The sequence below is a fragment of the Corallococcus sp. CA049B genome, from assembly GCF_003611685.1.
GTDB lineage: Bacteria > Myxococcota > Myxococcia > Myxococcales > Myxococcaceae > Corallococcus > Corallococcus coralloides.
Genome location: NZ_RAWC01000012.1, coordinates 1 through 18,264 on the forward strand (window position 1 = coordinate 1; position 18,264 = coordinate 18,264).

Consider the following 18,264-nt stretch of genomic DNA (forward strand, 5'->3'; position numbering starts at 1 on the left):
GCCTCCTCGTGCCCCTGTTCGCCGGAGGCGGGGGCGCATATAGGCTCCGCCGGAGTTCCTTTCGTGGAGCGCCCCGTTTCCCCATGAGCAGCCGTTCCCCTCCCGCGCCGGACGCCGCCGACGCTCCGCCCCTGGGCATGTCGGACGTGAAGGTCCGCGCGCAGCGCTCCATCATCGCCCTGCTCCTGCGGACGGTCGGCTCGCTGGGCTTGCGCGTGGTGAGCTCGCTCACCCTGTCGCATCTGCTGTTCCCCGGGGACTATGGCGTGTTCGCCATCGTCGCCTTCACCTCCGCGATGGGCGCGTTCCTGGGGGACCTGGGGCTCAGCGCCTCGCTGGTGCGCCAGCAGCACGAACCCACGCAGGACGAAATCACCTCCGCCTTCTGGAGCCACCAGGCGTTCACCGTCTTCATCGTGGGCACCATCGTGCTGCTCGCGCCGTGGCTGTCGAGCACCTACGAGTTGGGGCCTTCGGGCGCGGCCATGGTGGGCACGATGGCGATTGGCCTGTTCTTCCACTCGCTGCGCGTCATCCCCATCATGATGCTGGAGCGGCAGCTGCGCTTCCCGACGCTCGCGCGCATCGAGCTCATCGAGAGCGTGGCGCAGACGGCGGGCAGCATCCTGCTGGCCTCGCTGCACTTCGGAGCGTGGTCGCTCATCGGCGGCGGGCTGGTGCGGGGCGCGGTGGGCATGGTGCTGTTCTGGGCGGCGGCGGGCTGGCGGCCCCAGGGCACGTTCCGCTGGGACATCGTCAAGCGGCTCCTGTCCTTCGGCATCTGGTTCCAGCTCACGGGCATCATCCCCGCCGCGCTCCAGGGTTGGATTCCGCTCGTGGTGGGGCGCATGGAGGGCAAGGACGGAGTGGGCCTGGTGAACTGGGCGACCGCGCTGGCCTCCGTGCCGCTGGCGGTGAGCAGCGTCCTCACCCGCGTCGCATATCCGGCGTACAGCCGCATGCAGGAGGACTCGGCCGCGCTGGCGGACTACCTGCGCACGTCCATCCGGCGCGTGAGCGCGGTCCTGTGCCTGGCCATCCCGTTCGGCGTCATCGCGCTGCCGCCCTTCATCCCGGTGGTCTTCGGTGAGCGCTGGAGCCTCGCGTCCACGCTGGTGCAGTGGTTCACCATCGAGGCGTCGATGCTGGCGGTGCAGGGCCTGCTGAACTCGCAGCAGAACGCCAGCGGTCACGCGCGGGAGCGGATGTACGTGGCCATCACCGGGAGCCTGCTGCGCTTCGGCCTGGGAGTGGTGGCGGTGATGCACTGGGGCATCGTGGGCGTCGGGGTGAGCGCGACGGCCGTGACGCTCACGGAGCTGTGGTTCACGGCGCGGCTGGTGTCCCGCCGCAACCCGCACCTGTCGCGGCTCGAGTTCGAGGTCATGGAGCCGTTCCTCACGGTGGGCGCGCTGCTCGCGCTCGCGGTGGGCTGTTCGCGGCTCGCGATGGGACAGGACGGGCTGCTCGTGCAGGCGCTGGTGGCGGCGGGGCTCTTGACCGCGCTGGTGCTCGCGCGTGAGGCCACGCGGCGCGGCCTGTCGTTGCTGGGAGAGCTGCGCGCCCTGGTCCAGCACCTGCGCGCGAGGCGGGCGCCGCCGTGAGCCGCGCGTGGCATCTGCTGACGGGGGAGTATCCGCCGGCCCCCGGCGGCGTCTCCGACCACACCCGGAGCATCGCCCACGCGTTGTTGCAGGCGGGGGAGACGGTGCATGTCTGGACCCCGGGCGCCGAGGGCCTCACGGATGATCAGGGCGTGACCGTTCACCGGTGGCCCGGCCTCTTCACGCCGCCGGGGCTGGTGCGCCTGACGCGTGAGCTGGACGCAACGTCCGGCCCCCGAAGGCTGCTGCTCCTGTACGTGCCGCACGCGTTCGGCATGAAGGCGATGAACGTGCCGCTCTGCGCCTGGTTCGCGGCGAGGCGGCGGGACGAACGCGAGCTGTTCCTCCATGAGGCGGTGTACCCGTGGAGTCCGGGCGCGCCGTGGAAGCATCAGCTGCTCGCGGGAGTCACCCGGGTGATGTTGCGCACGCTGGCGCTTGGAGCGGAGCGCGCCTACGTCTCCATCCCCACCTGGGCGGAGCACCTGCCGGAGCCCCTGCGGTCCCAGGCCCGCTGGTGTCCCATTCCCAGTCCCCTGCCGCTCGACGTGCCGACGGAGGCCGTGAGCGCGGTGCGTGAAGCGCTGGGGGGTGGCCCCACGGTGGCGCACTTCGGGACGTATGGCGGAGCCATCGCGGGCCCGCTGGAGGCCGTGCTCGTGCCGTTGTTGCAGCGGGATGAGCGGCGGCAGGCGCTGCTGCTGGGCCGGGGCAGTCAGGCCTGGAGCGAGTCGCTGGGACGGAAGCATCCCGCGCTGGCCCGCAGGCTCCATGCGAGGGACGGACTGGCACCGGAGGCCGTGGCCGCGCACCTGCGAGCGGCGGAGCTGCTGTTGCAGCCCTACCCCGACGGCGTGAGCGCCCGGCGCAGCAGCGCGATGGGCGGACTGGGACTGGGCCTGCCCATCGTCACCCACACCGGGCACCTGAGCGAACCGCTGTGGCGCGAGCTGCGGCCCGTGGCGCTCGCGGACGATGCGTCACCCGCCGCGCTGCTGGCGCTCGCGGAGCACCTGTTGGAGCACGGCGATGAACGCCGGGCCCTGGGTGAGCGCGCGGTGCGCGTGTACCTTGAGCACTTCGCGCTGGAGCACACGGTGGCGCACCTGCTGCGTCGCGGAGTCACCGCGTGAGCACCTTGAAGTTGAAGGTCCTGATGGATCCGCGCGAGGAGGGCTGGCCCAGCATGGACCTGGTGGGCGAAGCGCTCGTGGAGGGACTGGCGGCGTTTCCCGCGGAGGTCGACGTCACCCGCGTGCGGCCCTCCATTCCGCACGCCGTGCGCGCCCTGCCCCGCGTGGGCAGCCGCAAGGCCGCCTTCAACGCGGACCGGCTGCTCACCCGCTTCGGCCTCTATCCCGCGCGACTGCTGCGTGAGCGCGTTGGCCCCGATGCGTTCCACGTCGTGGACCACACCTACGCGCAGCTCGTCCACGCGCTGCCCGCGGAGCGCACCGGCGTCTTCTGCCATGACCTGGATGCGTTCCGCTCCGTCCTGGAGCCCCACCGCGAACCGCGCCCCACGTGGTTCCGCCTGATGGCGACAGCCACGCTCAAGGGCCTGGAACGCGCGGCCATCGTCTTCCACAGCACGCAGCAGGTGCGCGACGAACTGCTCGCGCACGGCGTGGTGCCGCCCGAGCGGCTGGTGTGGGCGCCCTACGGAGTCTCGCCGGAGTACCGGCTCGAACCCGTTGCCGGAGACTCCAGCGACGCGGTGCTCGCGCCGTTGAAGGGCCGGCCGTATCTGCTGCACGTGGGCAGCGCCATCCGCCGCAAGCGGCTGGACGTGCTCTTCGACACCTTCGCGGCGCTGCGCGCCCGGCATCCGGACCTCATGCTGGTGCAGCAGGGCGGAGCGCTGGACGCGGCCCAACAAGCACAGGTGGCGCGGCTCGGCTTGAAGGACGCGCTGCTGCAACCGCCCCAGCAGGAGCGGGCCACGCTCGCGGGGCTGTACCGGCGCGCCCGCGCGGTGCTGGTGCCCAGCGACGCGGAGGGCTTCGGCCTGCCCGTCATCGAAGCGCTGGCGTGTGGTGTCCCCGTGGTGGCCAGCGACCTTCCGGTGCTGCGCGAAGTGGGCGCCGACGCCTGCACGTACTGCCCGGTGGGCGATGTGGCAGCATGGGCGGAGACGGTGGATGCCCTGCTCACGGGCCGCGTGCGCGCGCCATCACCGGAGACGCGCCGCGCACGGGCCGAGCGCTTCACCTGGAGCGCCCACGCGCGCACCGTGCTGGACGCGTATCTGCATCGCCTTGACCGACCCGGGCGGGTCTGATTCGGTCGCGTCCGCGTGCGGATCCTGTTCCTCAACCCCGTGGGAATCCTGGGCGGTGCCGAGCGCGCGCTCGTGGATCTCCTCGCGTGCCTGCGAGCGCAGGACCCTGGGCTGTCGCTGCACCTCATCGCGGGCACGGACGGGCCGCTGGTGGAGACGGCCCGAGGCCTCGGCGTGGAGGCCCGCGTGCTCGCCCTGCCCGACCGCCTGTCCGCGCTCGGGGACAGCGGGCTGCGGGAACAGGGACGCGCGGGGCTCCTTCGCTTCGCGCGGGAGCTTGCCCCCACGCCCCTGCTGCTCACCCGCTACGGCCTCGACCTGCGGCGCGCGGTGCGTGACGCGGCGCCGGACCTGCTGCACTCCAATGGCATCAAGACCCACCTGCTGAGCGCGGCCACCACCGGACTGCCAATTCCGCGCGTGTGGCACGTGCACGACTTCCTCGGCGAGCGTCCGCTCGTGCGGCGCGCGCTCTCCGGCCTGCATCCGCTGGCCTCGGCCGCCATCGCGAACTCGCAGGCCGTGGGCGACGACGCGCGCACGGTGCTCGGCAAGGTGCCCGTGCATGTCGTGCCCAACGGCGTGGACGTGGAGCGGTTCTCTCCAGCCGCTGGTGACGGCGCGCACCTGGATGCACTGGCGGGACTGCCTCCCGCGCCTCCGGACACGCTGCGCGTGGGGCTCGTGGCCACGTATGCGCGTTGGAAGGGACACGACGTCTTCCTGGAGGCCGCGGCCCTGCTGACGCGTCAGGCACCGGCCCTGCCCGTGCGCTTCTACCTGGTGGGCGCGCCGCTCTACCGCACGGCCGGCTCGCAGTTCACCGACGCGGAGCTTCGCGAACAGGTGGAGCGCCACGGCCTCACGGGACGCGTGGGCTTCGTGCCCTTCCAGCCCGAGCCCGCCCGCGTCTACCGGGCCCTGGACGTCTTCGTGCACGCGAGCACCCGCCGCGAGCCCTTCGGCCTCACCATCGCGGAGGCGCTCGCCTGCGGCCGGGCCGCCGTCATCTCGAAGTCGAGCGGCGCCGCCGAAGCGCTGCGGGATGGCGAGGACGTGCTGGCCATCGAGCCCGGCGACGCGAACACGCTCGCGGCGGCCCTGCGCCGGCTGCTGGAGGATGAAGCCTTGCGAGACACCCTGGCCCGCGCGGCCCGCGACACCGCCGTGCGCCGCTTCTCCCGTGAGCGCTATGCCCGGGACATCCTCGCCGTGTACCGGAGCCTCGTCCCCGCGCGAGGGCACTCATGATGCGTCCCCGGAAGCTCGTCACCGTCTCGCACTCCTACGTCGTCACCCTCAACCGGCGGCTGGCCAACGAGATGGCCCGCGTGGGCGCCGGCCGCTGGGACGTCACCGCCGTGGCGCCGAAGTCCTTCCACGGAGACCTGGGCCCGCTGGTGCTCCAGCGCGACCCTCACGAGGCCGTGAACCTGGAGGGCGTGCCCGCGTACTTCAGCCGCTCGCTGCACGGCTTCGTCTACGGGCCGGAGGTGCACGCGCACCTGTCGCGGGGCGCGGACCTGGTGCACCTGTGGGAGGAGCCCTACGTGCTCTCCGGCCTGGAGGTGGCGCTGATGACGCCGGCCCACGTGCCGCTCGTCTTCTGCACGTTCCAGAACCTGACCAAGCGCTATCCCCCGCCCTTCGCGCAGGCCGAGCGCTTCGTCGTGCGCCGGGCCGCGGGGTGGATCGCCTGGGGACAGACGGTGCACGACAACCTCCTCGCCCGGCCCGGCTATGAGCAGCGCCCCTCGCGCTTCATCCCCGTGGGCGTGGACGTGGAGCACTTCCGCCCGGATCCGGAGGCGGGCCGCGCCTTCCGCGAGCGCCTGGGCTGGACGAACGAAGGGCCGCCCGTGGTGGGCTACCTGGGCCGCTTCGTGCCGGAGAAGGGCCTGCGCCTCCTCATGGATGCGCTCAACAGACTGAACACCCCCTGGCGAGCCCTCTTCGTCGGAGGAGGCCCCCTGGAGGTGGACCTGCGCGCGTGGGCGCAGCGCCACGGGGACCGCGTGCGCGTCATCACGGGCGTGAAGCACGCGGAGGTGCCCCGCGCGCTCAACGCCATGGACGTGCTCTGCGCGCCCAGCCAGACGACGCCCGCGTGGAAGGAGCAGTTCGGCCGCATGCTCGCGGAGGCCTTCGCGTGTGGCGTGCCCGTGTTCGCCAGCGACTCCGGAGAGATTCCGCACACCGTGGGAGATGCCGGGCGCATCCTGCCGGAGTCGTACGGCGGCGCCTGGATCACCGCGCTCGAAGAACTGCTGGAGAGCCCCGCTCAACGCCAGGAGCTGTCCGCCCGAGGCCGTGAGCGGGCCGTGTCCCGCTTCGCCTGGCCGGTGGTCGCCAAGGCGCACCTCGACTTCTTCGAGCAGGTGCTCGAGCGCGGAGCCTGAGGCTCACGCCTCCAGCCGGGCCACCACCGCCGCGGCCATCGCGTCCCACGTCCAGGCCCGCAGCTCCGAGGACAGCGCGGCCACGGCGGGCATCCAGTCCCCGCCCCGCGACCGCCACTCCTCCAGGCGCCGCACCAGCTCGCCCGAGTCCTCGGGGTCGTCCAACAACAGCCCCTGGAGCGAGGACGGGAAGCGCTCCGCCACGCCCGCCGAGCGGCTCACCAGCGCGGGGATGCCCACGCACAGCGCTTCGTGCACGCCCAGGCCATAGGACTCGTAGCGCGTGGGAGACACCAGCAGGTCGGCGGCGGCCAGCAGGCGGGGCACGTCGTCGCGGAAACCCAGGAAGCGGATCCGCTCGCCCAGGCCCTGCTCACGCGCCGCGCGTTCCCATGATTCGCGCTGCGCTCCCGCTCCCACCACGAACAGGTCCACGTCCCACTCACGTCGCGCGCACAGCTGGGCCCACGCATGGAAGAGCGTGTCGAAGCCCTTGCGCCGGTCCCCCAGCGCGCCCACGAACAGCGCCACCCGCCGTTCTTGAGGCCACCCCAGGGACGCCCGCGCCTCACGACGGAGCACGGGCGTCGTGGACGGGAAGCGCGTCGGGTCACCGCCCAGGTACACGACGTGGACGCGGGACGCCTCCACGCCCGTGGCGGCCAGCAGGTCCTGCCGCGTGCGCTCCGAGTTCGCCAGGATGATCCGCGCCCGGCGCAACGCGCGCTGCTCGCTGCGCAGGTGCATCCGGTGGCTCACGTGGCCCTTCAGCCTGCGCAGCGGACCGCCGGCGGGCTCGGGCGCGTGCGCGGCGTGGACGTAGTGGACCCAGTTGGCGGCGGCCACTTCGCAGTTTCCGCCGTTGGCCACCACCTGCCCGCCCTCCGCCAGCGTGCGCGCGGCCCAGAGGCGTCCCACGGCGTCGAGCAACGGCTCGCCCAGCAGGTACGCGTTCGCGGGCTTGGGCACGCGGACGAAGCGCACGTTGGGGTAGCGCAGGAGTGAATCCTCCACCCGGTGCGCCACCAGCCGCACGGGTCCGCCCTGGCGCGCGAGCCAGTCCGCCAGCGCGAGGTTCGCGCGGTCCATGCCTCCGGTGGAGACGAAGTCACCGGCGATGAGGGTGTAGGGCCGCATTCCGGTTCCAGTACGCGCTGAAGAAGGCCGCGTTGAGCAGCCAGAACTCCATGCCCATCTGGCTCATGAAGAACTGGTAGCTGAAGGTCTGCGCGAGCGCGCCCAGGTCATACGCGAAGAGGAGGCTGCCCCAGAGCCAGAACTCGCCCGCCGACTCATCGCGGCGCCGCGCCACCTGGAAGCCCCACCACAACGTCGCCAGCAGCGCGAGCGGATAGCAGATGAGCCCCAGCCATCCACCGTCATAGGCCCACGCCGTCCACTGGATTTCGGCCCAGAGGGGCGGGCTCTCGCGGTCGAGGTTGTCGCCGAAGTAGGCGTTGGCCATGCCGTAGCGGCCCAGGCCCGCGCCCAGGGGGAACTCCGGGAGCACCTGGTCGAAGGTCTCGTCGAGGAAGCGGCCCCGGTTGGAGTGATACACCTGGGAAGGGTCGGAGGCCGTGAGCGTGCTCCACCGCGCGAGCACCGCGTCGCCGCCGACCGCGACGGCCCAGCCGAAGGCCACCACCGCGAAGCCCCCCACGACCGCGGCCAGGGCCACGAGCCGCACCCACCGGCCGCTCACGGTGAGCACCAGCGCCATGGCCGCCATGCAGACAATCAGCGTCACCGCCGCGACGCGCACCTGCCCCAGGTAGAGGCAGATGAGCCCGATGCCGATGCCCGCCGCGCCCAGCACCTTCCGGGACATGCCCTGGCTGCTGAGCAGGAACGCACCGCCCAGCAGCACCGAGTAGAAGGCGCCGGTGGCGGCTCCGCCCGGAACGTCCGTCAGCCCCATGGGGCGGAACACGCGCGCGCCGCTCGCGGTCTCGAACTGGAGGCTGCGCACGTAGCCCTCGCCCTGGCTTTCGACCATGGCGGACAGGGCGGGCTGGAAGCGGCCGGGGAAGGTCACCTGCAGGATGCCCAGCGACGCGCTCGCCATGTTGAACAGGAAGAGCAGCAGGACGACGCGTCCGAACATCTTCGCGTCGATGCGCAGGCGGCTCGCCCAGAAGAGGGGCGCGAACACGGAGATCTGGATGCCCAGCTGCGCGGCCGCCGCCAGCGGGGTGTTGGTGCCGGGGTGGAAGAAGTTCAGCGCGGTGAGCCCCGCCGAGGCGAGCAGGAAGGGCATCGCCGGGTGCTTGAGACGCGGGCCCTTCACCAGCACCAGCAGCGCCAGGCTCGTGCCGAACGACAGGATGCGGAACACCACGCGCGCCGGAGCCAGCGCCTCCACCAGGAGCGCGAGCTGACAGACGAAGAGCAGCGCGATGAACGCCACCACCACGCCGCCCGAACCGAGCAGCCCCGGAGACGCCGCCGGAGCCGGCACGGCCTGCGTCGTCGCGGGTTGGGGCGCGCGGCGCACGTACCGCCGATGCAGCACCCCGGGGCCCTGGAGCTGGGGACGAGGACTCGCGCCACTCACGCGACGGGCTCCCGGACCACCGAGCGCACCGCGTCCTCCAGCGCCGACAGGAAGGCCTCCGGCCCGCTCAGCGCCTTCGCGCGAGCAGGGCCACCGCTGCCCAGCCTCCGCCGAGCCGCTTCATCCTCGATGAGCCCGCGCAGCGCCTGGGCCAGGGCCTCCGGCTTCGGAGGCACGAGCACGCCGCAAGACGCATCGACGATCTCCAGCGGTCCGCCCAGCGCGGTGGTGACCACGGGGAGCCCGGCGTAGAGCGCCTCCACGAACGCCAGGCCAAACGGCTCCGGCCCGGTGTTGGGCTGACAGTGCACCTCCGCCGCGCGCAGCAAGCGGGGCACATCCGAGCGCTGTCCCAGGAACCGCACGCGGTCCCCCAGGCCCAGGGCCAGGGCCTGCGCCTTCAAGCCCTCTTCGTAGGCGACTTCTTCCGGGCGCTGCGCACCCCCAGCGATCCACGCCTTCCAGCGAGGCACCTGGCGCAGCCGGCCCAGCGCTTCGAGGAGCAGCCGCTGCCCCTTCCACTCCTGCATGCGGCTGGCATGGACGATGACGACGTCCGCCGCGTCCGCGCCCAGCTCGCCTCGGAGCGACGTGCGCTCGGAAGCCATGAGGTTCGGGCCACCGTCCCGGACAGGCGGATGGAGCACGCGCCACGGCGTGCGCGGATACACGCTCGGAAGCGTGCTCGCGGTGTAGCGGCTGTTGCAAAGCGCCAGGTCCGGAGAGGTGACCCGCGCCCACCGCTCCACCCAGTGCGAGCCCGACAGCGCGTCGTGCTGGAAGAAGATCAGCGGAACACCGGCCGTGCGCACCACCGGCCCGAAGAGGGCTTGAGGCCACGCCGCGTGACACACCACCGCGTCGAACGCCTCCCGCTGGAGCAGCGCCATCAACGAGCGGCGAGCCTCCCAGACCCGCCACGGCCGGCTCACCTTCGCCGGCCCCAGCAGCGTCAGCGGTGCGCCCGCCGCGCGAAGCTCTTCGGCGATGCGCCCCTCGAAGCAGAGCGCGAACGCATGCACCGCACCGCCCGCCCGGTCCGCGCTCGCGAGCGCCAGCGTGCGCAGCAGCGTCTCGACGCCGCCGTAGAGGTTGCCGCTGGACACGTGCAGAACACGCATGCGCGGACCTTCAGCGCCCGCCCGCGACGTGCCGGACGGAAGCATCGCTCCGGTCCTCCGCCACCGGCTGCCTACCGAGCGCCTCCGCGTACAGGTCCAGGCTGCGCGACGCCATCACGTCATGGGCGAACTCCGCCCGCGCACGCTCCTGGGCCCCACGCGACAGCCGCTCCCGCAGGCCCGGCTCCTCCACCAACCGGCGCGCCGCCGCCGCCAGCGCCCGCGCATCTCCCACGGGCACCGTGAGCCCGGTGCGCTCGTGCAGGCTCACCCACGCCACGCCGGAGTCCGGCACGGCGGTGTTGAGCACGGGCAATCCACTCGCCAGCGCCTCCACCTGCGACAGGCCATACGCCTCGCTGCGCGCGTTGCTCGGGAACCACAGGGCCGTCGCGGCCCGGTACGCGCCCGTCAGCGCCTCCGGCGACAGGTACCCCGCCCACGTCACCCGGTCCTCGATGCCCAGCGCCTTCGCCCGCGCGCGGCCCTCCTCCGCCAGCGGCCCCTCGCCCACGATGACCAGCCGCCCCGGCGCGTGCACCAGCGCCTCCAGCGCCGTGAACAACCCCTTGTAGTAGACGAGCCGCCCCACCATCAGCCACAGCGGTCCGCCCGCCGCCTCCGCCGTCCACCGCGCCTGGGCCTCGCGCGCCTCCGCGGAAGGAGGCCGCAGGTACGACTCCAGCTCGATGCCCAGCGGCAGCACCCGCACCTTCGACTTGAACGTCGACAGCAGCGACGAGCCGCGCACGTACGCCTCGCTCGTGGCCAGGAGCCGCGCCGCGCGCGAGTACAGCATCCACTCGAAGGGACGGAACAGCGCGCCCGCGACCTTCTGCCGGATGATGTCGCTCTGGTGCGTCACCACCACCGCGGGCAGGCGCGGCACCGCGTCCAGCGCCAGCACCATGCTCGGGTTGGGCACGTGCAGGTGCACCACGTCCACGCCCCGCGCCAGCGCCCGCCGGAGCATGAACGGCAGCGACGGCATCACGTCCATGCGCGCCACCGACGCGAGCCGACCCAGGCGCACCACGCGCACCGGCCCATCCCACTCCTCACGCGTGGGGCTGCGCCCGTGGAACTCGTGGCTCGTCCCGGTGCCATCCACGGAGTGGTTCGCGCACAGCACCTCCACCTGCGCGCCCAGCGACGCCTGCGCGCGCGCCAGCGTGCACAGGTGCGCCTCCATGCCGCCGGAAGCCGGAGGGTAGAACTTCCCCAGGTGCAGCACCCGCAGGCCCGCGCCCTTCACGACGGCGCCACCCCGCCCTTGGGCTCGTCCTGCGTCGGGCCATAGCCCTGGTAGCCCAGGTACGTGTCGCCGTAGCGCGGCTGCCGCAGGTCCACGTCGTTGAGGATGGCGCCGAACATCCGCGCCTGCACGTCCGCCAGCGAGCGCAGCGCGCGCTTCGCGGCGCTCCGGTCCGTCCGGCCCGCCTTGAGCACCATCACCACGCCGTCCGCCTGCGTGGCCAGCACCGCCGCGTCCACGACGGCGTTGAGCGGCGGGCTGTCCAGGATGATGCGGTCGAACTTCTCCCCCGCCGCGCGCAGCAGCTCCTTGAAGGCACGCGTGTGCAGGAGCTCCGCGGGGTTCGGCGGCAGCGGGCCACACGGCAGCACGAAGAGGTTGGGCACCTCCGTGCTCTTCACGGCCTTGTCCAGCGAGCCCTCGCCCACCACCAGCGAGCTGATGCCCAGGTCATTGGGCACGCCGAACGCGCGGTGCAGCCGGGGCCGGCGCATGTCCGTGTCCAGCAGCAGCACGCGGTTGCCGCTCTGGGCCATGGCCACGCCCAGGTTGATGCACGTGGTGGACTTGCCCTCCTGCGGGCCGCTGGACGTCACCACCAGCGTCTTGCAGGGATGATCCGGCGACATGAACAAGAGATTCGTGCGCACCGCGCGGCAGCACTCCGCCACCGCCGAGCGCGGCGCGCGGTGCACGTACAGGTCGCGGTCGCCCGGCGCCTTCGTGGCCTCCATGCGCGGCACCACGCCCAGGAACGCCAGGCCCAGCACGTCCTCCACGTCCGCCTGCGACCCGACGGTGTTCTCCAGCATCTCCAGGAACAGCGCCACGCCCAGCCCCAGGAGCAGCCCCATCACCCAGCCCACCATCAGGTTGCGCCGCGTGTGCGGCCGCACCGGCAAGAGCTCCGGCCGCGCGGGGTCCAGCACGCGCACGTTGCTCGTGCGCAGCAAGCCCGACAGCTCGATGTCCTTCAGCCGCTTGAGCACCAGCTCATAGAGCCGCTGGTTGTTGTCCGACTCGCGCTGCAGCCGCCCGTACTCGATGGCCTTCTTGTTCACCTGGAAGGCCTCGGCCTTGGTCTCGTCCAGGAGCTTGTTGAGGTTCTTCTCCTCGCCCTGCGCCTCCGCCAGCTGCGTCTCCGCGGAGCGCACCACGTTGGTCAGGCTCTTGAGCAGGTCCGCGCGCACGACGTCCAGCTTGCGGTTGCACTCCAGGAGCTTCGGGTGCTCCGGCAGGTAGCGCTCGGTCAGCTCCGCGCACGCGGCCTTCTGTTCGCCGTAGCGCGATTTGAGATCCTGGATGGGCCCGTCCTTCGCGCCGGGCACCGCCTCCGCCCACGTCTCGTCGTTGCCCGCGTCCTTGCGCAGCCGGTGGATGGCGTCCACGCGCGCCTGCTGCGCCGCGATGCGCGTGCGCACCTCGGTGAGCTTCAGGTTGTAGGAGTTGATCCGCTCGCTGACGATGGACAGCCGCGACTCCAGCGACGTGGACAGCATGTCCGCGTCCTTCTTCAGGTCGTAGACGGCCATCTCGCCGGCCTTGGACTGGCGGCCCAGCTCATCCAGGCGCCCCTCCAGCCACGCGCGCGCCTCCTCCGTGGTGCGCAGCTTCAGCGCCAGGTTCTCCGCCATGTACGCGGCGGCCACCTCGTTGGAGAGCAGCGCCGCGCGCGCGGGGTCCACGTCCTCCACGCCGATGTTCATCACCCGCGAGTCCTTGCCGGGCACCACCTGGATGCGCGAGCGCAACAGCCCCACCGCGTCCGCGTCCTCCAGCGCCTTCGCGCGCTCCGCCGGGTCCTGGTTCGCCGGCAGGCCCAGGAAGGACGCGTCCTTCGACAGCCCCAGCCGGTCCACCACGCGGCTGGCCACCGCGCGCGAGGTGATGATCTCGCTCTGCGTGGCGTAGTACTCCTTGTTGAACCAGTAGTTGCTGCGCTCCTCCCCCATCACCTCCTTCACCTCGCCGTCGAGGATGCGCGGCGCGGTGACGTCGATGATGAGCGAGGTGCTGGCCGCGTAGATGCGCGGCTGGCGCAGCGTCCACGCCGCCGTGAGCGCGGTGATCCCCAACGCCACCCCGAGCATCACCCACCGCCGGCGCCACACGCCCCGCAGCCGGTGCATCACGCTCGCGGACGTCGCGCCGGGTGCTCCACCGGCCGGGTCCAACACCGTTCCTTCCACGTCGCGTCTCTCCGGAAGTGGCTGCCGCGGGCGGTCTCCACCGGCCCGAACGCATCCGGACCCGACCTGCACCCACATCGCGCTGGGGGAATAACGGCCGGAGCGTGCAACGGGCCGGGCGGGTTGTCCATCCAACCGACGCCGCCTGGATGCCCCCCATCCATCCGCGCCGGTCCGCGAACGCGCACCCTGGAGGGTCCTGTGGTAGTGAGCGGCGCAATGGTTCCTGCGCTTTCCGTCGTCCTGCCCTTCAACCCCGCCACCGCCGCCGCCGCCGCCCGGTTCGCGCACGCGCTGTCCGGCCAGGCCCAGGTCGTGCTCGCGGGTGAAGGGCCGGTGGACGTCACGCCCGGTCCCAACGTCCACGTCCTCGCCGCCCAGGGTGGCAAGGGAGCGGCCATCCGCGCCGCGCTGCCCCACGTCACCGGCGCCCACACGGTGCTCCAGGATCCGGACGCGGCCTACTCGCCCGACACCTACGACGCCCTGGTGCAGCCCCTGCGGGACGACACCGCGGACGGCGTCTTCGGCCGGCGCCCCGGCATGTCGCCGGAGATGGTGGCCGAGCGCGCGCTGGGCGGCATCACCCGCTTCGTCACCGACGTGGCGCTGGCGGATCCGCTCACCGGCCTGCGCGCCTTCCGCACGGAGGCGCTGCGCTCCATCCAGCTCACCAGCGACGACGACGCGGTGGACGCGGAGCTGGTGGTGAAGCTGGCCGCGCAGCTCTTCCGCCTCACCGAAGTGCCCCTGCCGCCGCTGCAGGCCGTGCCGCGCCGCCCGGCCTCCGCGCACCTGGCCCGCCTGCGCACGCTGGTGCGCTACGCCACCGTGCGCGACGACGCGGACAACCAGCACGAGGGCTACTCCACCCTGGAGCGCATGGACGGCGCCACCCACTACAACCAGTGGCTGGGCCGCCGCTTCCGCGAGCACATGGGCCGGCGCGTGCTGGAGATTGGCGCCGGCATCGGCACCATCACCCGCGAGCTGGAGGCCGGCGCGGAGCACCTGGTCGCGCTGGAGGTGGAGCGCTTCTACGTGGAGCGCCTGAAGAACCTCTTCCGCGGCAAGCCCCACGTGCGCCCCTACCTGTCCGACGTGGCGCTCGCGGACTGGGAGGCGCTGAAGGCGGAGGCCCTGGACACCATCGTGCTGTCCAACGTGCTGGAGCACATCCCGGACGACGCGTCCGCGGTGCGCCGCTTCCGTCAAATCCTCCAGCCGGACGGCCGCGTGCTCATCCTCGTGCCGGCGCTGCCGCAGCTGTTCGGCGCCATCGACGAGGCCGTGGGCCACTACCGCCGCTACACGCCGGAGTCCCTGCGCGCGGTGCTGCAGGAGAACGGCTTCCGCGTGGACACGCTGGAGTGGATGAACCTGGTCGGCCTGCCGGGCTGGTTCGTCAACAGCCGCCTCCTGCGCCGCCGCGCGGTGCCCAAGCTCCAGCTCAAGCTCTACGACGCGCTGGCCCCCCTGCTCGCCCAGGCCGAGCAGCAGGTGCGGCTGCCCGTGGGCATGAGCCTGTTCGCCGTCGCCCGCGCCGTCTGATGTCCTCCCGCGCTCCCGGACTGCCCAGGGCGGTGTGGGCCACGGTCGCGGCGCTCTACGTGGTCCTCTTCCCGTACCACCCGGGCCTGCGCTCGCCCAACGAGCTGTGCCGCCTGTGGCAGACGCGCGCCCTGGTGGAGGACGGGACGCTGGAGATCAACCGCGCCCTGCGCGACTACGGCCCGGTGGGCGACCTGTCCGTGATGGACGGGCGCTACTACCCGTCCAAGGCGCCGCTGCTGTCCTTCGCCGCGGTGCCCGTGTACGCGGGCCTGAGGCTCCTGGGCGGCGGCCACCGCTACGCCGTGCCGGAGGTGCCGCTCGTCTTCTTCAGCCGCCTCTTCCTCACGGTGCTGCCCACGCTGGGGCTCTTGTGGCTGGTGCGCCGCTTCCTCTCCGCGTTCCTGTCGCCCATCGTCGCGGACGGCGTCACGGTGACGTACGCGCTGGGCTCGCTCGCGTTCAGCTACTCGCTGCTCTTCATGAGCCACCAGACGACGGCGGTGCTGCTCTTCGCGGGCTTCTACGCGCTCTGGAAGCTGTCGCGCGGAGAATGGCGCGAGCGCGGCTACGCCGTGGCCGGCGCGTGCGCGGGCGCCACCGTCGCGGCGGAGTACACCGGCGCGCTCGGCGTGCTGGGCCTCATCCTCTACGCCGTCCTCACCGTCCTGGGCGGCACGCCGGAGGCTCCGGAGGCTCCGGAGCCTTGGGCCGCGCGGCTGAAGAAGCTGGGCCGGGCCACGGGGCTCGCCGTGCTGGGCGCGCTGCCCTTCATCGTGGCGCTGGGGCTCTACCACCAGGCCACCTTCGGGCACCCGCTGGAGACGGGGTACAAGCACCTCAACGACGCGGCCTACCAGCCGTGGCACCTGGGCGGCTTCCTGGGCATCCGCACGCCGGATCCGCGCGCCTTCACGCTGTCGTTCTTCTCCCCGCTGCGGGGCCTCTTCACCCTGTCGCCGTTCCTCCTGCTCGCGCTGCCCGGACTCGTGCTGCTCAAGCGCCTGGGCCGGACCTCCGCGGAGGGACGCGCCCTCTTCTGGATGTCCGCGGCCACGCTCGCCGGCTACACGTACTTCACCTCGTCGTTCACCTACGACTCGTGGGGCTGGACGACGGGGCCCCGGCACCTCACGGGGCTGGTGCCCTTCCTGCTGCTGCCCGCGGGCCTGGTGCTGGAGTGGCTGCGCGGCGCCGGCCGGCCGGTGCTGTCCGGCATCGCGGCCATGCTGTGCGCGGCGTCCGTGCTCATCACGGGGCTGGCCACCTTCGTCAACTACGTCCCCGACGACGTCTCCACCCCCGTGCTCGCGCTGGCCCGGCCGCTGCTCCTGGACGGCTACCACCCGCCCAACCTGCTCGCCTGGCTGGGCCTGCCCACGTCCGTGGCGGGGGCGGTGCTGCTCGCGGCGCTCGCCGCCGTGGCGGCGTCCGTCTTCGGAGCGCTGCTCCGGGACGCGGCCGGACGCGCGCCTCCGCCTGCCGCCTGGGTGGCGGGGCTCGCGACGCTGGCGGTGCTCGCGAGCGCGCAGGCGGCGTTCACCCGGAACGACCGGGCGGATCAGAACGCGGTCCGCTTCCTGGAGTCCGTCTGGCTCCAGCCCCCCGGCCGCCCCACCGCGCCCTTCTGGCCCCGCGCCGGTTCCTGAGCGCGTGGCTATACTGGCGTCCCCCTCCCTCTGGAGACCGTGCATGACCTCGCGGTGGTGCCTGCTGTCCACCCTCCTGCTGTGTGCCCCGGCCCTCGCCCACGCCGAGGACGCCGCCGCCCTCTGGGACAAGAGCTGCAAGAACTGCCACGGTCCGGACGGCCGCGCCCAGACGCGCATGGGCCAGAAGGAGTCCATCCCCGACATGAGCCGGGCCGCCTGGCAGAAGGCGGAGTCGGACACCGGACTGCGAGACGTCATCGCCAACGGTTCGTCCCACAACCCCAAGATGAAGGCCTACAAGGACCGGCTCACCCCGGAGCAGCTGGACGCCCTGGTGCGATACATCCGCACCTTCAAGGCGAAGGAGTAGCGCTCGTGAATAACCCTCCGCGCCCGGGCGTCGTGGGGACTGGGAGAATTGGAGCCGCCATGAAGACCCTCACCGTCGCCATCGTGTTCTGCCTGTCCATGGTCAGCCTCTTCACGTCGGTGCGCGCCGACGCCAATGCCTTCCCCCGCCTGGAGCCGGGCGTCTCCCAGCCGGTGGCGCTGATGCCCAAGGGCGGCGACGGCAAGGGCGGTGGCAAGGGCGGCAGCGACGGCGGCAAGGGCGGCGAGGAGGACGAAGAGGAGTACCGCCGGCAGACCCGCGCCCTCTCCCAGAAGGCCGCCCTGGAGCTGGTGGACCCCGGCGTCCTGGACGACATGCTCCGCCTGCGCGCCGCAGTGCGCGGCGGCCAGCGCTGAGGCTCGGGTTACCTCGCAAGAATGAGGGGGGCTCGCAAAGTTTGCGCAGCCCCCTGACGTCAGACGGCACCCCCCCGCCTCACGGACATCCCTTATTCCGGCGGGTTGAGCGCCGGAATTCCCGGCACGAAGCTTGCTGTTCTGTGGCTCCCAAGCCGTACCTCCCCCCAGGGGTACGTGAAGGAGCCCCCGATGGTGCGTCGCCCAACTCCCCGCCGTCAGTCCCGTGGCTTCACGCTCCTGCTCGCGCTGGGCGTGGTCGCGGTCGTGACGATGGCGGTGATGCTCAGCTACAGCGTGGTGGGCCGCGAGGCCGACACCCAGGCGGACACCCGCCGCCAGAAGCAGGCGTTCTTCGCCGCCGAGGCGGGCCTCGCCGAAGGGCGCGAGACGGTGCGCCTGCTGCTGAACAACAACGGGAACAACTCCACGATGGGCCTGTCCGCCGCCCTGGGAGGGGTCGCTCCGGTGGCCGACATCCCCGCGCTGGCCGCCGCCAATCCCCCCTGGTACGAGCTGCTGCCCGGACCGGAGGACGGATGGAACCCGTACACGGTGACCACGGCCAACCTGAGCGCGTCTGAAGTCCCCGTGGGCGTGGACTACCCGGAGCAGCGCAACGTGCGCTACCGCGTCTTCATCCGGGATGACCTGGATGACGACCAGAACACCGTCGACAGCAACCGCCAGCTGTGGGTCCTCGCCGTGGGCGAGGTGACCATGGAGAACGGCCGCCGCCCGACGCGCTCCATGGTCCAGGCGCTGGTCACCAACGCGATTGGCGAATCCATCTTCGCGCCCGGCTGCATCACCAAGGGCTGCGGCCCGGACATGACCTACAACAATCCCACGGACCAGAATGCGCCCGCGGGAACCACCATCACCCTTCCGTGACCTCGTCTTCTCCCACG

Annotated in this window: 15 protein-coding genes; 10 read left to right on the plus strand and 5 right to left on the minus strand. The window is 72.3% G+C overall.

All coding sequences use genetic code 11. From position 1 onward, the window contains the following. The first annotated feature begins 83 nt into the window (after nucleotides 1-83). The 5 genes from D7W82_RS04455 to D7W82_RS04475 are packed head-to-tail and all read left to right on the plus strand — an operon-like array spanning nucleotide 84 to nucleotide 6,284. Nucleotides 84-1,604 (plus strand): oligosaccharide flippase family protein, encoded by a 1,521-nt coding sequence (locus tag D7W82_RS04455; protein ID WP_120617134.1) that lies wholly within the window; start codon nucleotides 84-86, stop codon nucleotides 1,602-1,604. After that, nucleotides 1,601-2,737, plus strand: coding sequence for a glycosyltransferase (locus D7W82_RS04460; RefSeq protein WP_120617135.1), 1,137 nt, complete (start codon nucleotides 1,601-1,603; stop codon nucleotides 2,735-2,737). Before D7W82_RS04455 ends, D7W82_RS04460 begins: the two co-directional genes overlap by 4 nt. A gap of 23 nt (nucleotides 2,738-2,760) precedes the next feature. After that, a complete protein-coding gene (locus D7W82_RS04465; protein ID WP_120617187.1) occupies nucleotides 2,761-3,885 on the plus strand; it encodes a glycosyltransferase family 1 protein in 1,125 nt (374 codons plus the stop codon). Nucleotides 3,886-3,900: 15 nt separating this feature from the next. Next, entirely contained in the window at nucleotides 3,901-5,136 is a 1,236-nt protein-coding gene (locus tag D7W82_RS04470; RefSeq protein WP_120617136.1) for a glycosyltransferase family 4 protein, read from the plus strand. After that, the gene (locus tag D7W82_RS04475; RefSeq protein WP_120617137.1) at nucleotides 5,133-6,284 is read left to right on the plus strand and encodes a glycosyltransferase family 4 protein; all 1,152 of its coding nucleotides are present in this window, start codon (nucleotides 5,133-5,135) and stop codon (nucleotides 6,282-6,284) included. Before D7W82_RS04470 ends, D7W82_RS04475 begins: the two co-directional genes overlap by 4 nt. 3 nt (nucleotides 6,285-6,287) lie before the next feature. Here the strand turns inward: D7W82_RS04475 and D7W82_RS04480 are convergent, their stop codons facing one another. From D7W82_RS04480 to D7W82_RS04500, 5 genes are read right to left on the minus strand one after another with little or no spacing between them, the layout of a single operon-like run. Next, entirely contained in the window at nucleotides 6,288-7,373 is a 1,086-nt protein-coding gene (locus tag D7W82_RS04480; protein ID WP_120617188.1) for a glycosyltransferase family 4 protein, read from the minus strand. 19 nt (nucleotides 7,374-7,392) lie between these two features. Then, on the minus strand, nucleotides 7,393-8,838 hold the full coding sequence (locus tag D7W82_RS04485; RefSeq protein ID WP_120617138.1) for an O-antigen ligase: 1,446 nt from the start codon (nucleotides 8,836-8,838) through the stop codon (nucleotides 7,393-7,395). Further along, a complete protein-coding gene (locus D7W82_RS04490; protein WP_120617189.1) occupies nucleotides 8,835-9,959 on the minus strand; it encodes a glycosyltransferase family 4 protein in 1,125 nt (374 codons plus the stop codon). Before D7W82_RS04490 ends, D7W82_RS04485 begins: the two co-directional genes overlap by 4 nt. 10 nt (nucleotides 9,960-9,969) lie before the next feature. Next, complete coding sequence (locus D7W82_RS04495; protein WP_120617139.1) at nucleotides 9,970-11,214, minus strand: glycosyltransferase; 1,245 nt, start codon at nucleotides 11,212-11,214, stop codon at nucleotides 9,970-9,972. Beyond that, entirely contained in the window at nucleotides 11,211-13,403 is a 2,193-nt protein-coding gene (locus D7W82_RS04500) for a polysaccharide biosynthesis tyrosine autokinase (RefSeq protein ID WP_120617140.1), read from the minus strand. The genes D7W82_RS04495 and D7W82_RS04500 overlap by 4 nt, the downstream gene beginning before the upstream one ends. Before the next feature lie 219 nt (nucleotides 13,404-13,622). Here D7W82_RS04500 and D7W82_RS04505 point away from each other — a divergent pair, with 219 nt between their 5' ends. From D7W82_RS04505 to D7W82_RS04525, 5 genes are all read left to right on the plus strand, one after another. Beyond that, nucleotides 13,623-14,954: a bifunctional glycosyltransferase/class I SAM-dependent methyltransferase gene (locus tag D7W82_RS04505; protein ID WP_120617141.1), complete on the plus strand. Its 1,332-nt coding sequence runs from the start codon at nucleotides 13,623-13,625 to the stop codon at nucleotides 14,952-14,954. After that, the gene (locus tag D7W82_RS04510; RefSeq protein ID WP_233587291.1) at nucleotides 14,954-16,603 is read left to right on the plus strand and encodes a hypothetical protein; all 1,650 of its coding nucleotides are present in this window, start codon (nucleotides 14,954-14,956) and stop codon (nucleotides 16,601-16,603) included. Before D7W82_RS04505 ends, D7W82_RS04510 begins: the two co-directional genes overlap by 1 nt. A gap of 43 nt (nucleotides 16,604-16,646) precedes the next feature. Beyond that, complete coding sequence (locus D7W82_RS04515; RefSeq protein WP_120617142.1) at nucleotides 16,647-16,976, plus strand: cytochrome c; 330 nt, start codon at nucleotides 16,647-16,649, stop codon at nucleotides 16,974-16,976. Between the two features lie 59 nt (nucleotides 16,977-17,035). Further along, nucleotides 17,036-17,353 carry a hypothetical protein gene (locus D7W82_RS04520; RefSeq protein WP_120562061.1) on the plus strand — a complete coding sequence of 106 codons (318 nt, stop codon included), beginning with the start codon at nucleotides 17,036-17,038 and terminating at the stop codon, nucleotides 17,351-17,353. 192 nt (nucleotides 17,354-17,545) lie between these two features. After that, a complete protein-coding gene (locus tag D7W82_RS04525) occupies nucleotides 17,546-18,247 on the plus strand; it encodes a hypothetical protein (RefSeq protein ID WP_120617143.1) in 702 nt (233 codons plus the stop codon). Nucleotides 18,248-18,264 lie beyond the last annotated feature (17 nt).